Source organism: Saccharopolyspora cebuensis (genome assembly GCF_039542665.1).
GTDB lineage: Bacteria > Actinomycetota > Actinomycetes > Mycobacteriales > Pseudonocardiaceae > Saccharopolyspora > Saccharopolyspora cebuensis.
This window is the reverse complement of record NZ_BAABII010000016.1, coordinates 41,795-56,371: the sequence shown is the minus strand read 5'-3', so window position 1 is coordinate 56,371 and position 14,577 is coordinate 41,795. Positions and strand designations below refer to the sequence as shown.

Below are 14,577 nucleotides of genomic sequence, written 5' to 3'. Positions count from 1 at the left end.
GTGACGGTCGACACATCCGCCAATCCGGGTGCTCCGGCGCCCCGAAGAGCAGGACGAGACCACCGACCTCGGGAGGACGAGTGCCGCGCGCGAAGACCGGAGCCGCGAAGGCCATCGAGCGGCTCGTCGAGGAGCTGCTCGGCGTACCGCTGCCCGTCGGGCTGCGGGCCTGGGACGGCAGCCGCGCCGGGCCCGCGAGCGGACCGCAGGTGGTGGTGCGGCGCAGGCGGGCGCTGCGCCACCTGGTGTGGTCCCCCGGCGAGCTCGGCCTGGCGCGCGCGTTCGTGCTCGGCGACCTCGCCGTGGAGGGCGACCTGACCGAGGCGCTGCGCCGCTGCTGGGCCCTGGCCCGCGAGCACGGCGTCGGGATCCAGCGCATCAGCGGGTGGTGGGGCATCGCGGCGGGCGCGGCGCGGCTGGGCGCGGTGGGCCCGCGCCCGCCGGTGCCCGCCGCCGAGGCCAGGCAGCGCGGCGCGCTGCACAGCCGGGCCCGGGACCGATCGGCGATCGCGCACCACTACGACCTCGGCAACGAGTTCTACGAACTGCTGCTGGACCCGGCCATGGCCTACTCCTGCGGCTACTTCGCCACCGGCACCGAGGACCTCGCCGAGGCGCAGCGGGCCAAGTCCGAGCTGATCTGCCGCAAGCTGGGCCTGCGGGCGGGGATGCGGTTGCTCGACGTGGGCTGCGGCTGGGGATCGCTGCTGATCCACGCGGCCCGCCACCACGGCGTGCGCGCCACCGGCATCACGCTGTCCCGGCAGCAGCGCGACCACGTCCGGCGGCGCATCGAGCAGTTCGGCCTGCGGGGCTCGGTCGAGGTGCGGTTGCAGGACTACCGGGAGCTGTCCGACATCCCCTACGACGCGGTCGCCAGCGTCGAGATGGGCGAGCACGTGGGCGCGGCGAACTACCCCGCCTACACCGCCGCGCTGTTCCGGATGCTGCGGCCGACCGGGCGGCTGCTGCTCCAGCAGATGTCGCGCGGGTCCACCGCTCCGGGCGGCGGGGCGTTCATCGAGTCCTACATCGCCCCGGACATGGCGATGGTGCCGATGGCCGGCACGGCGCGGCACCTCCAGGAGGCCGGGTTCGAGGTGCGCGACGTGGAGGCGATGCGCGAGCACTACGTGCGGACCGTGGCGGCCTGGACCCGCACCCTCGAGGAGCGGCGCGGCGAGGTGGTGCGACTGCTCGGCGAACAGGGGTACCGCGTGTGGCGGCTGTACCTGGCGGGCGGGATGCTGGCCTTCGAGGAGAACCGGATGGGCGTCGACCAGTTCCTCGCCGTCCGCCCGGACACCACCGGTGCTTCCGGGATGCCGCCGGTCCTGCGGGAGGCCCTGCCGTGAACGCCTTCCTGCCGCTGATCGCCCTGGTGACCGCGCTGCTGGTGGTGACCGCGACGTTCGGCATCGCCCACCTGCGCGGCAAGTACGACACCATCGACACCGCGTGGGGCGCCGGGTTCGCGGTGATCGCCGCGGTCTCGCTGGTCGTCGGCGGGATCAGCCCGGTGGCGGTGGCGCTGACCGCGGTGTGGGGCGTGCGGCTGTCCTGGCACCTGCACCGCCGCAACGCGGGCGGGCCCGAGGACCGCCGCTACGCCGCGATGCTGCGCAAGGGGAAGCGGCCGGTGCTGCGGATGTACGCCCGGACCTACCTCACGCAGGCGGTGGCGATGTGGTTCGTGTCGCTGCCGGTGCAGTTCTCCGCCCCCGGCGCGGGGGCGTTCACCGTCGCCGGGGTGCTGGTGTGGCTGGTCGGGTTCGGCTTCGAGGTGGTCGGCGACGAGCAGCTCCGCCGGTTCCGCGCCGACCCGGCCAACGAGGGCGGGGTGCTGGACACCGGCCTGTGGCGGTACACGCGGCACCCCAACTACTTCGGCGACGCCTGCGTCTGGTGGGGGCTGTACCTCATCGCCTGCCAGCACTGGCCCGGGCCACTGACCGTCCTCTCGCCGCTGCTGATGACCTGGCTGCTGGCGCGGGGCACCGGCAAGCCGATGCTGGAGAAGGACATCGAGCAGCGCCGTCCCGGCTACGCTGACTACGTGGCGCGCACCAGCGGGTTCGTCCCGCTGCCGCCGAAGCGGAGCTGACCAGGCTCGTGCGGTCCTCTCTCGCGCCGCACGATCGGGCTCCGGGGACGGGCACAGTCCCCGGAGCCCACCCGTTCCGGTGGCGACGCTCGCCCCGTGCCGCACGGATCAGCCCCGCCGGTGGGACCGTGCCGACGTGAGCACCTCCCGAGCCGCCACCCTCCTGCTGGGCCTGGCCGGCGTCGTCGCGGCGCTGCTGCTGCCGTTCGCGCCCGTCCACGCCGAGGAGACGGTGGTGACCTGGCCGCAGGCCGGACGGCTGCCCGAATCGACCACCGCCTTCTTCGTGCCCTACGCGCCCGCGGACGTGCGGGTGGCGGTGCCGTGCCCGGTGGTCCGCGCGGGCGACCGCGCCGGGGCACCGACGACGCTGGTCAGCAGCACGCCGCCGGGTCAGCCGACCGAGGGCTTCGCGGTCGGCACGGCCGCCGGCGACCTGGTCGTGCTGCTCGGCGGGCAGCAGGTGCACCGCGCGCCGATCCCCGGCGGGGACTGCTCGGTGCGGCTGCGCTCCGGTGTCGGCGGCGGCGAACTCTCCGTCGGCGGATGGCGGATCGACCTGCCCGACGACCGGGTGCGGGAGATCGTCACCTTCAGCACCGACCTCGCCCCGGAGGAGGCCGCCGGGTTGGAGGTGCGGGCGCGCACCGCCACGTGGTTCGAGAGCTCCCCGACCGCCGCCAAGGTGGCGCTGGCGGCGGCGCAGCTCGTGCTGGCCGCCGCGGCGCTGGTGCTGCTGCGGCGGCGGGACCGCGGGCACCGCGCGCCCGGAGCGCCCCGGCGGGCTCCGGGCCGGTGGTGGTGGACCGCCGATCTCGGCCTGCTGGCCGCCGTCGGCGCCTGGACCGCGCTGGGGCCGCGCACCCCGGACGACGCGTTCACCGAGGGCATCGTGCGCAACGCCCTGGAGACCGGCGCGTTCACCAACTACTACCGCTGGCAGAACGCGGCCGAAGCGCCGTTCACCCTGGTCCTGCACCTGGTCGAACCGCTGGTGGCGCTGCACGCCGCTCCGCTGGTGCTGCGGCTGCCCAGCGCGGTGGCCGCGGTGCTGACCTGGGTGCTGCTCAGCCGCGGTGCGCTGCCGGTCGCGCTCCCGGCCGCCGCCCACCGCGTCGGGGTGCGCTGGTTGCTGGCGATCGCGCTGCTGGCCTGGTGGCTGCCGTTCGGGCTGGGCGTCCGGCCGGAACCGTTCATCGCCCTGGGCACCACGGCGGTGCTGACCTGCGTGCTGCGGGGCACCGAGCGGGACGGCGGCGCGCTGCTCCTCGGGCTCGGCGCCTTGGCGGCCGGCCTGACGATCGCGGTGAACCCGGCGGGGATCACCGCGCTCGCGCCGGTGCTGGTGCTGGCACCGCGGATCTGGCGCGCGCTGCGCGGCACCGGACCGGCGCTCGGCGCGCTCGCCGCGCTGGCGCTGGTCTGCTGCCTGGCCGCCGTGGGACTGGTGGCGATGTTCGCCGACCAGAGCTGGTACGGCGTGCTGCGCGCCACCGAACTGCACCGGTTCTACGGACCGGACGTGCCGTGGTTCGAGGAGTTCCGCCGGTACGGGTACCTGCTCGGCTTCGAGGAGTTCCCCGAACAGGGTGGTTTCGCCCGCCGGTTGCCGGTGCTGATCACCCTGGCGCTGCTGGCCTGCGCGGCGCTGCTCCTGGCCCGGGGCGGGCAGCAGCTGCCCGGACTGCGCTCGGCGGCCACCGTGCTGCCCGCCACCGCGCTGGCCGTGGCCGCCCTGGCGCTGACCCCGTCGAAGTGGACCCACTACTTCGGGGCGCTGGCGGGGTTGGGCGCGCTGGCCGCGACGATGTCGGTGGTGCTCATCGCCTGCGCCGCCCGGCACTGGTCCGAGCACACCTCGGTCCGGGTCATCGGCGGGATCGGGGCGGGGCTGACCGCGCTCGCGGCGGGCCTGGCCTACGCCGGGACCAACACCTGGTTCCTGCACTCGCACCACGGCGTGCCCCGGGACGACGGTCCGCTGCGCCCGTTCGACTCACCGCTGCTGTGGGCGCTGGGCGCCGTGGCGGTGCTCGCCCTCGCCCGGTGGCGGGGTCGGCCGGCGGCCCGGCGGGCGCTGGCCGGGCTGCCCGCGCCGCTGGCCGCCACCGCGCTCGGCCTGGCGGTCGTGGTGCTGCTCGGCTCGTTCGCGGTCGCGCCGGTCCGCCGCGCGGAGAGCTTCTCGGTGGGCGGCCGGAGCATCCCCGACGCGGCGGGCGGGTGCGGCATCGTCGACCACGTCGACGCCCTCCGGGACTTCCCCGGCGGCGTGCTGCGCCCCGTCCGCGGCCAGGCGGAGCTCACCGGGTTCGAGGAGGCGGGCGGCTCCCGCTCCGGCGGACCGCCCGGGGAGTGGACGTGGTGGGGCAGCGCGGGCGGCGGGCCACCGTCGACCGGGCGGATGACCAGCCGGTGGTTCGGGCTCCCCCGGCTCGCCCTGGAGGAGGAGCTCACCGTGTCGGTGGCCGGTCGCACCGGCGACGGCAACCGGCTCGCGCTGGAGTTCGGCCGCCGCGACCCGGCCGGTGACGTGCGGTGGCTCGGCGAGCGCGTACTCGACGACGCCTACCGGGACGCCGACGAACGCCCGGTCTACCCGAGCGACCGCCTGGTGCGGGACCGGCCGCAGGACACCCCCGAGTGGCGGGCGCTGCACCTGGACCCCGCGGAGGTCCCGCCGGGGGCGGACCTGGTCCGGGTGCACGCCGTGGACGGCACCACCGACGGGGGCGGCTGGCTGGCGACGACCGCGCCCCGGTTGCGCCGGGTGGTGCCGCTGCGGAGCCTGCTGCGCGCCCAGGAGTCGGTCTACGTGGACTGGTCGATGGTGTGGAACGCCCCGTGCGTGCGCCGTTCCCCACGCGTCGGCGGCGGCCTCGCCGAGGCGCCGACCGCGCTGCTGATCCCCCCGGAGGAGCTCGGCTTCAGCGGCGAGGCGGCCTTCGTCCGCGACATCGGGGGCAGCTTCGCCGGGGTGTCCGAAGCCGGGGACCGGACGACCGTGCCGACCCGGCTGCGGGGCACCGAGGACGCCCCCGAGTACGCCGACTGGGGCGAGTTCGTGCTCGTGTCCTACCCGCAGCGGCGGGACGCCTACGACACCCGGACCCACGAGGTGCTCCGCTGGGGCTGGGAAGGGGACCGGACCCCGCTGACCGACACGAACACGTGACGGACGGCCGCGCCGCGGGTATGGCTCCGAGATGGGCCGCACAGCGGTACCGCTGGACCGGAGGAGGACGCGATGGACGAGCCGGAGGTCGACGTCGTGCTGCCTTGCCTGAACGAGGCGGCGGCGCTGCCGGGCGTGCTCGACGGGGTCCGGGCCATCGGGGCCCGGGCGGTGGTGGTCGACAACGGCTCCACCGACGGCTCGGCCGAGGTCGCCGCCGCGCACGGCGCCGTCGTGGTGACCGAGTCCCGACCGGGGTACGGGGCGGCGGTGCACGCCGGTCTCGTGCGCGCCGACGCCGCCCTGGTCTGCGTGCTCGACGCCGACGGCTCCGTCGACCCCGCCGAACTGCCCGCGCTGCTCGAGCTGGTCCGCACCGGGGCGGCGGACCTGGCGGCGGGACGGCGGGTGCCGGTGGAACGCGGGGTGCTGCCGTGGCACGCCCGCGCGGGCAACGCGCTGCTGGCCGGGCTGCTGCGCCGCCACGGGGTGGCGGTGCGCGACCTGGCGCCGGTCCGGGCCGCGCGGCGCGCCGACCTGCTCGCGCTCGGCGTCCAGGACCGCGCCTTCGGCTACCCGCTCGAACTGCTGCTGCGCGCCGGACGAGCGGGGTGGCGGGTGCGCGAGCTCCCGGTCGCCTACCGGCCGAGGGCGGCGGGCACGACCTCCAAGGTCTCCGGCTCGATCCGGGGCACCGCGCGCGCGGCGCGGGACATGATCGGGGTGCTGCGGTGAGCCGGGCGGTGATCCTCGTGGTGGCCAAGGCCCCGCGGCCGGGCGAGGCCAAGACGCGGCTGGCCGCCTCGATCGGTCCGGTCGCCGCGGCCGAGATCGCCGCCGCGAGCCTGCTGGACACGCTCGAAGCGGTGTGCGCGGTGCCGGACGCGGCGGTCCGGGTGGCGTGGACCGGCGAGCTGGCCGGCGCCCGGCGCGACGCGGAGGTCGGCGACGCGCTGGCCCGCACCTCGGTGTTCCCGCAGTGCGGTGGCGGGCTGGCCGAACGGCTGGCGGCGGCGCACCGGCAGGTCGCCGAGGAACTGCCCACCACCCCGGTGCTGCAGATCGGGATGGACACCCCGCAGATCACCGGACCGCTGCTGGCCGAGTCGATCGAACCGCTGCGGACGGCGGGCGGCCCGGGGGCCGTGCTGGGCCCGGCCGACGACGGCGGCTGGTGGGCGCTGGGCCTGCGCGACCCGCGGCAGGCCCGGCTGCTGCGCGGCGTTGCGATGTCGGCCGAGGACACCGGGCGGCGCACCGAGGAGGCGCTGCGCGCCGTGCTGCCCGCGGTGGGCCCGCTACCCGGGCTGGCCGACGTGGACACGATCGCCGACGCCCGGCAGGTGGCGGCGCTCATCCCGGACTCGCGGTTCAGCGACGCGGTGCGGCACCACGTCGGGGTCGGCCGGTGAGCGGCGAGTTCGACCCGGCGCTGCGCGCGGCTGGCGCGGTGCTGGAACTCGACGACGGCAGTCGCGCGGCGCTGCCGGTGCAGCGCTGGTGCGACGACCCCGATCCGGTCGACCTCGGCCTGATCGACCGCTGCACCGGTCCGACCCTGGACATCGGGTGCGGGCCGGGGCGGTTCACCAGCGCGCTGCGGTCGCGCGGCATCCCGGCGCTGGGCATCGACGTCTCGCCGGAAGCCGTCCGGATGACGCTGCGGCGCGGGGGCGTGGCGCTGCGGCGCGACGTGTTCGAACCGCTGCCCGACGAAGGCCGTTGGCGGCACGTGCTGCTGGTCGACGGCAACCTCGGCATCGGCGGTGACCCGGCGGCGCTGCTGCGCCGGGTGCGCGCGCTGCTGGACCGCCGGGGGCACGCGCTGGTCGAGGTGGCCGCTCCGGGCGCGGGGCTGCGCACGGGCTTCGCCCGGCTGGACCGGGGCCCGTGGTTCCCGTGGGCCGAGGCCGACGCCGCCGGGCTGGCGGTGGTCGCGGCGCGCACCGGACTCGTCCCGGCCGAACGGCTGCACCGCGAGCACCGCTGGTTCGTCGACCTGCTCGTCCCGTGACGGCTCACCGCAGCGCCGCGGTGCCGAACTCCGCCATGCCCTCCTCGAAGCCGACCTCGGCGGTGAAGCCCAGCTCGGCGGCGGCCCTCGACGGGTCGGCCACCACGTGCCGGACGTCGCCCAGCCGGTACTGCCCGGTGGTGACCGGTTCCGGTCCGCCCGCCGCCCCGGCGAGCGCACGCGCCATGTCGCCGATGGTGCGCGGACGCCCGGAGCAGACGTTGTACGCGGCGAAGCCGGGGCGGGCGTTGCGGGCCGCCGCCGCGTTGGCCCGCGCCACGTCCCGGACGTGGACGAAGTCCCGCCGCTGCGCGCCGTCCTCGAACACCCGGGGCGCCGCACCGCGGGCCAGCGCCGAGCGGAAGATCGACGCCACTCCGGCGTAGGGCGTGTCGCGCGGCATCCGGGGACCGTAGACGTTGTGGTAGCGCAGCGAGACGGCCGAGCCCCCGGTGCGCCGCGCCCACACCGCCGCGAGGTGCTCCTGGGCCAGCTTGGTGGCGGCGTAGGCGTTGCGCGGATCCGGCGGCGCGTCCTCCGGCACGGTGCCGGGGTCGAGCAGTCCACCGCAGCGGGGGCAGCGCGGGTCGAACACGCCGCGTTCCAGGTCCTCGGCGGTGCGCGGGCCGGGGCGCACGACCCCGTGCTCGGCGCAGGAGTAGCGGCCCTCCCCGTAGACCACCATCGACCCGGCCAGCACGAGCCTGCCGACGTCCTGCCGGGCCAGCGCGGCCAGCAGCTCGGCGGTGCCGAGGTCGTTGTGGGCGACGTAGTCGGGCATGTCGGCCATCCCGGATTCCAGGCCGACCATCGCCGCCTGGTGGAACACGACGTCGACGCCGGCCAGCGCCCGGTGCAGCACCGCCCGGTCCCGCAGGTCGCCGCGCACCAGTTCGAAGCCGTCCAGGTAGGTCGGCGGCGCACCGCCGTGCGCCGCGGGCAGCAGCGCGTCGAGCAGCCGGACCTGGTGGTCCTCGGCGCGCAGCAGGTCGGCGAGGTGGGAGCCGATGAACCCGGCCCCGCCGGTGATCAGGACGCGCACCGCTGCTCCTCCCCGGACCGGCCCAGCAGCAGCCGGATCCCGTACACCAGGGCGCTGATCCCCGCGAAGGTCGCGCTGAGCAGCAACCAGCGACCGAGGTAGGGCTGCTGGTCCTGCCCGGTCGCGGCCAGGTGCGTCGCGGTGCCCTGGCGCACGATGCCCGGGAAGAACAGCAGCAGCAGGAGCCCGGAGGCCAGCAGCGGTATCCGCACGTGGTTGAGCGCTCGACGCCCACCGCGGGTCGCGGCGGTCAGCGCCCGGTCGGCCAGCGAGTACAGCGGGAACAGCGCGGCGTCGTGCGCCACCACGGCCGCGGCGAACCACACCAGCACCAGACCGGTCCTCGGCTCGGCCGCGAGCAGGTCGACGCTGACCGCGGTGAGCGCGAAGCACCCCAGCACCACGAGCAGGTGCACCGGGCCCGCCCCGTAGCCGCGCGTGAACATCAGATCCTCCGGAATTCGATCGAACTCACCCACTTGGTGTTGTGCACCCCGGGCATCGCGGGCACGATCACCCGCGCCGGATAACCGTGGTCCAGCGACAAGGGCGCCCCGTTGACCCGAAGCGCCAGCAACGAGTCCGGGTCGAGGACCTGGTTGCGCTGCAACACCGCCGAATCGAAGGGTCCGCTGACCTCCAGCGACCGCACCTGCGCCGAAGCCGGTTCGGGCACCCCGGCCAGCGCGGCCAGGTCGCGCAACCGCACCCCGGACCAGTCCTGGGTGGTGGACCAGCCCTCCACGCAGGCGATGGGCAGCCGGGCGGTGTGCTGCGGCATCCCGCGCAACGCGTCGATGACCAGGCGCCGCTCCTCCGGCCCGCCGCGCAGCAGCAGCCGCCACCCCTCGGTCGACGCCGGGGTGACCCGGGCGGCCCAGGCCGTCCGGTTCACCGGGAACCGGTTCGCGCCCTCGCCGGTGGTCCGCCCGCGAGGCAGCAGCAGGGACGTGGACCGCAGCGCACCGCCGACGGACTGCCCGACGGTCAGCACCGCCACCAAGGCGGCCCCACCACCGACCAGCGCCAGCGCCCCGCGCCGCGAGACGGTCGGTTCGGCGGGGTCGAGCGCGACGAGCTGGTCGTCCACCGGCTCCGGTCGGGTGCGCGAGCGCGGCGTGCGCAGCTCGGCCCGCAACGAACGGGAGCGCAGCGACCGCACCAGCACCGGCAGCTTGATCACCACGTGGGCGACGAACGCGCCCAGGAAGACCCACGCGCCGAAGTAGTGCGCGGTGTAGAAGCTGAACCCGAAGACGTAGTCGTACTGGATGTTGAGCAGCCCGGTGACGATCTCGAACAGGACGGAGCCGACGAGCAGCAGCAGCGTCAGCCGTTCCAGCACCTGGGCGAGCGAGGCGGCCGGCGGCCAATCTAACAGCTTCGGCGCCACCGACCACAGCTTCGCCAGCACCACCGGCACCAGCACCATGCCGAGACCGACGTGCACGCCCTGGGTCAGGCGGTACAGCCAGGCGGGCCGGGTCGGCCACTCGAAACCGGGCAGCCGCAACCACCCGACCTCGGCGGGCAGCGCCTGGCCGAACTGGGGACCGTAGGCGATGTAGGACAGCAGGCCGGTGCCGACCACCACCGGCATCCCGACCAGCAGCACGGCACCGAACACCGCGGTCAGCCACGGTCCCCGCAGCGGGCTGCGCCAGATCCGGCTCCGGCCGAAACCCGGCACCCGGTTCCGGGCCACCCCGCGCCACCAGGCCCGGGGGAAGCCGTAGCGCCTTCCCCCGGGGTCGTCCTCCTGCGCTCGCACCGCCCCACGCTGGCACGCGATCACGGGTTTCGCGATTCGGCGACCGCACCACTCGGCCGACGGTGTCGAATACCGGGCATGGGACGAGAATCCGCACGCCGCGCCGCGGTCGGCGTGCTCGCCACCGCTCTCGCGCTCGGCATCGGGCACCTGCTCGCGGGCCTGGTCGGACCGACTTCCTCCCCGTTCGTGTCCGTCGGCAACACCGCCATCGACCTGGCGCCGGAACCGGTCAAGCGGTTCGCGATCGACTGGTTCGGGGCGGCGGACAAGGCGGTGCTGCTCGGCGGGATGGCGGTGGTGGTGCTCGCGCTGGCCGTCCTCGCCGGACTGCTGTCCCGGCGCGGCCCGGCGCCCGGTGCGCTGCTGATCGGCGGGTTCGGCGCGCTGGGCGTGCTCGCCGCCCTGTCCCGGCCGGACCTCGGTCCGGTCGGCGCGCTGCCCGCCCTGGTCGCCGCCGTCGTCGGGGTGTTCGGGTTCGTGCTGCTGCACGGTGGTTCAGCCGGCACCGCACCCGGCAGGCGCCGCTTCCTGATCACCGGCGCGGCGGTCGCGGGCGGCGCGGTGCTGGCCGGTCTCGGCGGCGCGCTGCTCAGCGCGCGCTCCGGTGCCGCCGCCGCGCGGGAGGCGATCCGGGTCCGGCTGCCCACCCCGCCGCCACCGCCGCCGGGCGCCGACTTCGCGGACCTGGGCACCCCGGCGTTCCGCACCCCGAACGCGGAGTTCTACCGGGTGGACACGGCGTTCGTGGTCCCGTCGGTCGATCCGGCGTCGTGGCGGCTGCGGGTGCACGGGATGGTCGAGCGGGAGCTGGAGCTGAGCTTCGCCGACCTGCTGCGCCGCCCCCAGGTCACCCGCCCGATCACCCTGACCTGCGTGTCCAACGAGGTCGGCGGCCCGTACATCTCCACCGCGGACTTCACCGGCGTGCCGATCCGGAGCCTGCTCGACGAGGCGGGGGTGCTGCCCGGCGCCGAGCAGCTGTTCAGCACCAGCGCCGACGGGTACACGGCGGGTACCCCGCTGGACGTGCTGGCCGAACCGGACCGCCACGCGCTGCTGGCCTACGGGATGAACGGCGAGCCGCTGCCGCCGGAGCACGGGTTCCCGGTGCGGATGGTGACCTCCGGGCTCTACGGCTACGTGTCGGCGACCAAGTGGCTGGTGGACCTGGAGGTGACCACCTTCGACCGGCGGACCTACTGGGAAGAGCGCGGCTGGGCCGAGCGCGCGCCGATCAAGACCCAGTCCCGCATCGACCGGCCCGGCCCGTTCGAGAAGGTCCCCGCCGGCCGGTTCACCGCCGCCGGGATCGCCTGGGCGCAGCCGGTCGGCATCGAGCGCGTCGAGGTGCGGGTGGACGGCGGACCGTGGCGCACCGCGCAGCTGTCCACCGAGGTCAGCGGGGACACCTGGCGCATGTGGCGGATCGAGCTGGACCTGCCGCCGGGCGGTCACCGGCTGGAGTGCCGCGCCACCGACCGGACCGGTGACGCGCAGACCCCCCGGCGCGCGCCGACCGTGCCGGACGGCGCGACCGGGTGGCACTCGGTGTTCTGCACGGCTCAGGGCGCCCGGTAGGTGAACCTGATCTTGCCGATCCAGATCTCGTCGCCGTCCACCAGCACGGCGCTGTCCACCGGGCGCCGGTTCAGGTAGGTGCCGTTGAGGGAGCCGCCGTCGACGAGCACGAAGTTCCCGTCCTCCCGCACCACCGCGGCGTGCGCGCGGGACACGGTCGGATCGTCCACGACGACGTCGCACTCGCGGTTGCGGCCGACGACGGTGCGGTCGCGGGTGAGCGCGAACTCGGTGCCCGCGGCATCGCCCCGGCTGATCACCAGGGCGGCCGTCGTGGTCTCGGCGGGGGCGCGGGGGGCGGGGACGGCGGCCGCTGACCGGGTCTCCTGCCGGGGTCCGGACAGCTCCTCGGTGCGCGCGGCGCCGCGGGGGGCGACCGCGCCGGGTCCGGGCTGTGTCATGATCGTTCTCCCTCACCAGCAGGGGTCACGCCATCGCGGTGGACCTCGCGGTCCCGCGATTACTCCCAGCATGCACACGGTGACGCGATCGCGCACAGGACCTTCGTCCCGGGTTGCCGCGCGGGCGCGGCGCCACCGCGCGGGCCGGGGCGGCTGCCGCGCTCGGGAAAACGTCGTCCCCCGCCCAGGTTCGGCAGTCCCCGTTCCGGGTGCAACCCGGGCGGCGATCGTCCCCGCCCACCACCCCCGTTCGGGTGAATCAGCGGCGGCGGTCGCGGCGCTCGACGTCGCCGAGGTCGTCGGCCTCCATGTTGGCGATGGCCTCGTCGAGGGATTCCTCGTCCGGATCGGCGCGCACCGCGCGGCGGTCGGCGTCCTGGTCGGTGACGTGCACGGCGGCCTCCTCGGCCCCGGACGCGCCGCTGTCCGCACCGGTGTCCGAGGCCAGCAGCTCGTCGGCGTCGGCCCGCTCGTCGTCGGCCACCAGCCGCCCGGACCGGGGTCCCGGACCGCCCGCCCAGCGGTCGTCCACCGACTCGTCCGCGGCGTCCGCTTCCTCCTCGGACAGCAGTTCGTCGAGCGACTCGCCGCGCCGCGTCTCGTCGGCCGTGGTGCCCTTGCTCTCGAAGGAGGACCAGCGGTCGGCCGCTTCGATGCCGGTGTCCAGCGGGTCGGCATCGAGGTCGTCGGTCTCCAGCGAGTCGGCGGGGTCGAGCACCCCGTCGTCCTCCCCGATCGTCTCCCGGGGGCCTTCGTCCGGTCCCGTCATGCGGCACCTCCCTCGCGCGGTCGGCGTCCTCGCGCGGCTGCGGCCGCACCGCCCCGCGACGCGAGTGCCACTATCCCCCGGCGCGCCGCCGGGTGCCCGACGGCGCTCAGCCGCCGAGCAGGTCGGCGAGCACCCTGGCGTGGCTGATGCCGGGTTCCTTGGTCGCGGTGAGCAGCGTGAGGTCGCCGTCCGCGGCGTAGCCGCGCAGCTCCTCCAACGCCGCCGAGCGCTCCGGATCGTCCAGTTCGGCGCGGTAGCGGCGGCGGAACTCGTCGAAGCGCTCGACGTCGTGGCCGTACCAGTGCCGCAGCTCGGTGGACGGCGCCACCTCCTTGCACCACCGGTCCAGCCGGGCGGCGGACTTGCTGATCCCGCGCGGCCACACCCGGTCGACCAGCACCCGGCTGCCGTCGGCGGCGTCGGCCTCCTCCTGCACGCGCCGCACCCGGACCTGTCCCATCGGATCTCCTCTCGTGGGGCACGACCAGTGTGGCGGCGGACCGCACGTGCGGCACCCGAGCGCCGGGTCAGGCCAGGCCGCGCACGCAGGAGGTCGGGGGGCGCCGACCGTCCACGGTCGCGACCATCTCCAGCACCTGCCGCGTCTCCGGCACGTCGTGCGCCCGGAACACCGCGGCGCCGGCGTGCGCGGCCAGCGCGGTAGCGGCCAGCGTGCCCGGGAGCCGGTCGGGCACGTCGGCGCCGAGGGTCTCCCCGACGAAGTCCTTGTTGGACAGCGCCATGAGCACCGGCCACCCGGTCGCCACCAGGGTCCCGGTGCGGCGCAGCAGTTCGAGGCCGTGCCAGGTGTTCTTGCCGAAGTCGTGCGTCGGGTCGATCAGGACCCCCTCCCGCGGGACCCCGGCGGCGACCGCCCGCTCGGCCCGCGCGGTCGTCTCCTCGACCACCGAGGCCACCACGTCGGGGTAGTGCACCCGGAACGAGCGGGTGCGCGGCACCGCGCCACCGGTGTGCGAGCAGACGTACCCGGTGCCGAACTCGGCGGCCACCTCGACCAGCGCCGGGTCGGCGCCCGCCCAGGTGTCGTTGAGCAGGTCGGCGCCCTCCTGGCACACCGCCCGGCCGACCTCGTGGCGCCAGGTGTCCACGCTGATCACCAGGTCGGGGTGCGCGGCGCGGACGGCGGCGACGAAGGGCGCGGTGCGCTCGATCTCCTCCGCGACGTCGACCTCGGCGCCCGGGGCGGCCTTCACCCCACCGATGTCGATGATGTCGGCCCCGTCGGCGACCTTCCGGTCCACCGCGGCCACCGCCGCGTCGAAGGCGTAGGTGCGGCCCCGGTCGTAGAACGAATCGGGGGTGCGGTTGAGGATCGCCATGATCAGCGGGCGGTCCTGGCGCACCCGCCTGCCCCGGAAGCGCGGCACCGGACCGGGGACCTCGGGGCTCACCACCGGCCCGCACCGCGCCGCGCGGTCGCGTCGACGTCCGGGAACTCCCCGGTGGGCGTGGTGTTCATGGTCAGCTCCCTGGCCCGCCGACCGGGCGCGGCGCACCGGTGCCCGCGGAGCACGCACGCGCCTCCGGTCCTCGCGGCGCGTCCGGCCGCGTCCTGGTCATGATCGGATGCCGCCGAGCATAGCCGCAGCGACCCGACCAGGACAGCACAGCCCCGACCAGCACCGACGCCCGGCCCCGGGACCAGCCCGACGCACCGTCCCCGCCGGATCCGTTCACCCGTTCGCGCCATGAGTGAGGGGCA

General features: G+C 75.8%; 15 protein-coding genes. 7 read left to right on the top strand and 8 right to left on the bottom strand.

All coding sequences use genetic code 11. The annotated features are described in order from the left end of the window. The first annotated feature begins 80 nt into the window (after nucleotides 1-80). The 6 genes from ABD976_RS20415 (at nucleotide 81) to ABD976_RS20390 (ending at nucleotide 7,290) form a co-directional block, all read left to right on the top strand. Nucleotides 81-1,355 (top strand): class I SAM-dependent methyltransferase, encoded by a 1,275-nt coding sequence (locus ABD976_RS20415; RefSeq protein ID WP_345365587.1) that lies wholly within the window; start codon nucleotides 81-83, stop codon nucleotides 1,353-1,355. Continuing rightward, entirely contained in the window at nucleotides 1,352-2,104 is a 753-nt protein-coding gene (locus ABD976_RS20410; RefSeq protein WP_345365585.1) for a DUF1295 domain-containing protein, read from the top strand. Before ABD976_RS20415 ends, ABD976_RS20410 begins: the two co-directional genes overlap by 4 nt. A 136-nt stretch (nucleotides 2,105-2,240) precedes the next feature. Continuing rightward, nucleotides 2,241-5,276 (top strand): arabinosyltransferase domain-containing protein, encoded by a 3,036-nt coding sequence (locus tag ABD976_RS20405; RefSeq protein ID WP_345365583.1) that lies wholly within the window; start codon nucleotides 2,241-2,243, stop codon nucleotides 5,274-5,276. A gap of 72 nt (nucleotides 5,277-5,348) precedes the next feature. Next, entirely contained in the window at nucleotides 5,349-6,011 is a 663-nt protein-coding gene (locus tag ABD976_RS20400; protein WP_345365581.1) for a glycosyltransferase family 2 protein, read from the top strand. After that, nucleotides 6,008-6,688, top strand: a complete 681-nt coding sequence (locus ABD976_RS20395; protein ID WP_345365579.1) for a TIGR04282 family arsenosugar biosynthesis glycosyltransferase — start codon at nucleotides 6,008-6,010, stop codon at nucleotides 6,686-6,688. Before ABD976_RS20400 ends, ABD976_RS20395 begins: the two co-directional genes overlap by 4 nt. Further along, on the top strand, nucleotides 6,685-7,290 hold the full coding sequence (locus ABD976_RS20390) for a methyltransferase domain-containing protein (RefSeq protein ID WP_345365577.1): 606 nt from the start codon (nucleotides 6,685-6,687) through the stop codon (nucleotides 7,288-7,290). Before ABD976_RS20395 ends, ABD976_RS20390 begins: the two co-directional genes overlap by 4 nt. Nucleotides 7,291-7,294: 4 nt before the next feature. On the opposite strand, the gene ABD976_RS20385 is transcribed toward ABD976_RS20390, so the two are convergent. From ABD976_RS20385 to ABD976_RS20375, 3 genes are read right to left on the bottom strand one after another with little or no spacing between them, the layout of a single operon-like run. Then, on the bottom strand, nucleotides 7,295-8,332 hold the full coding sequence (locus tag ABD976_RS20385) for an NAD-dependent epimerase/dehydratase family protein (RefSeq protein WP_345365575.1): 1,038 nt from the start codon (nucleotides 8,330-8,332) through the stop codon (nucleotides 7,295-7,297). After that, entirely contained in the window at nucleotides 8,320-8,778 is a 459-nt protein-coding gene (locus ABD976_RS20380; RefSeq protein WP_345365573.1) for a hypothetical protein, read from the bottom strand. Before ABD976_RS20380 ends, ABD976_RS20385 begins: the two co-directional genes overlap by 13 nt. Further along, nucleotides 8,778-10,103: a molybdopterin-dependent oxidoreductase gene (locus tag ABD976_RS20375; protein WP_345365571.1), complete on the bottom strand. Its 1,326-nt coding sequence runs from the start codon at nucleotides 10,101-10,103 to the stop codon at nucleotides 8,778-8,780. Before ABD976_RS20375 ends, ABD976_RS20380 begins: the two co-directional genes overlap by 1 nt. 78 nt (nucleotides 10,104-10,181) lie before the next feature. Between ABD976_RS20375 and ABD976_RS20370 the strand changes: the two genes are divergently transcribed. Next, nucleotides 10,182-11,684, top strand: coding sequence for a molybdopterin-dependent oxidoreductase (locus ABD976_RS20370; protein ID WP_345365569.1), 1,503 nt, complete (start codon nucleotides 10,182-10,184; stop codon nucleotides 11,682-11,684). Here the strand turns inward: ABD976_RS20370 and ABD976_RS20365 are convergent. The 5 genes from ABD976_RS20365 to ABD976_RS20345 form a co-directional block, all read right to left on the bottom strand. Beyond that, the gene (locus ABD976_RS20365; RefSeq protein ID WP_345365567.1) at nucleotides 11,669-12,085 is read right to left on the bottom strand and encodes an FHA domain-containing protein; all 417 of its coding nucleotides are present in this window, start codon (nucleotides 12,083-12,085) and stop codon (nucleotides 11,669-11,671) included. The two genes, ABD976_RS20370 and ABD976_RS20365, sit on opposite strands and share 16 nt — an antisense overlap. Nucleotides 12,086-12,344: 259 nt before the next feature. After that, entirely contained in the window at nucleotides 12,345-12,854 is a 510-nt protein-coding gene (locus ABD976_RS20360; protein WP_345365565.1) for a DUF5709 domain-containing protein, read from the bottom strand. 106 nt (nucleotides 12,855-12,960) lie between these two features. Further along, on the bottom strand, nucleotides 12,961-13,314 hold the full coding sequence (locus ABD976_RS20355) for a DUF488 domain-containing protein (protein ID WP_345365563.1): 354 nt from the start codon (nucleotides 13,312-13,314) through the stop codon (nucleotides 12,961-12,963). A gap of 67 nt (nucleotides 13,315-13,381) precedes the next feature. Next, on the bottom strand, nucleotides 13,382-14,194 hold the full coding sequence (gene folP, locus ABD976_RS20350; RefSeq protein ID WP_345366833.1) for a dihydropteroate synthase: 813 nt from the start codon (nucleotides 14,192-14,194) through the stop codon (nucleotides 13,382-13,384). 68 nt (nucleotides 14,195-14,262) lie between these two features. Beyond that, a complete protein-coding gene (locus ABD976_RS20345) occupies nucleotides 14,263-14,388 on the bottom strand; it encodes a hypothetical protein (protein WP_345365561.1) in 126 nt (41 codons plus the stop codon). Nucleotides 14,389-14,577 lie beyond the last annotated feature (189 nt).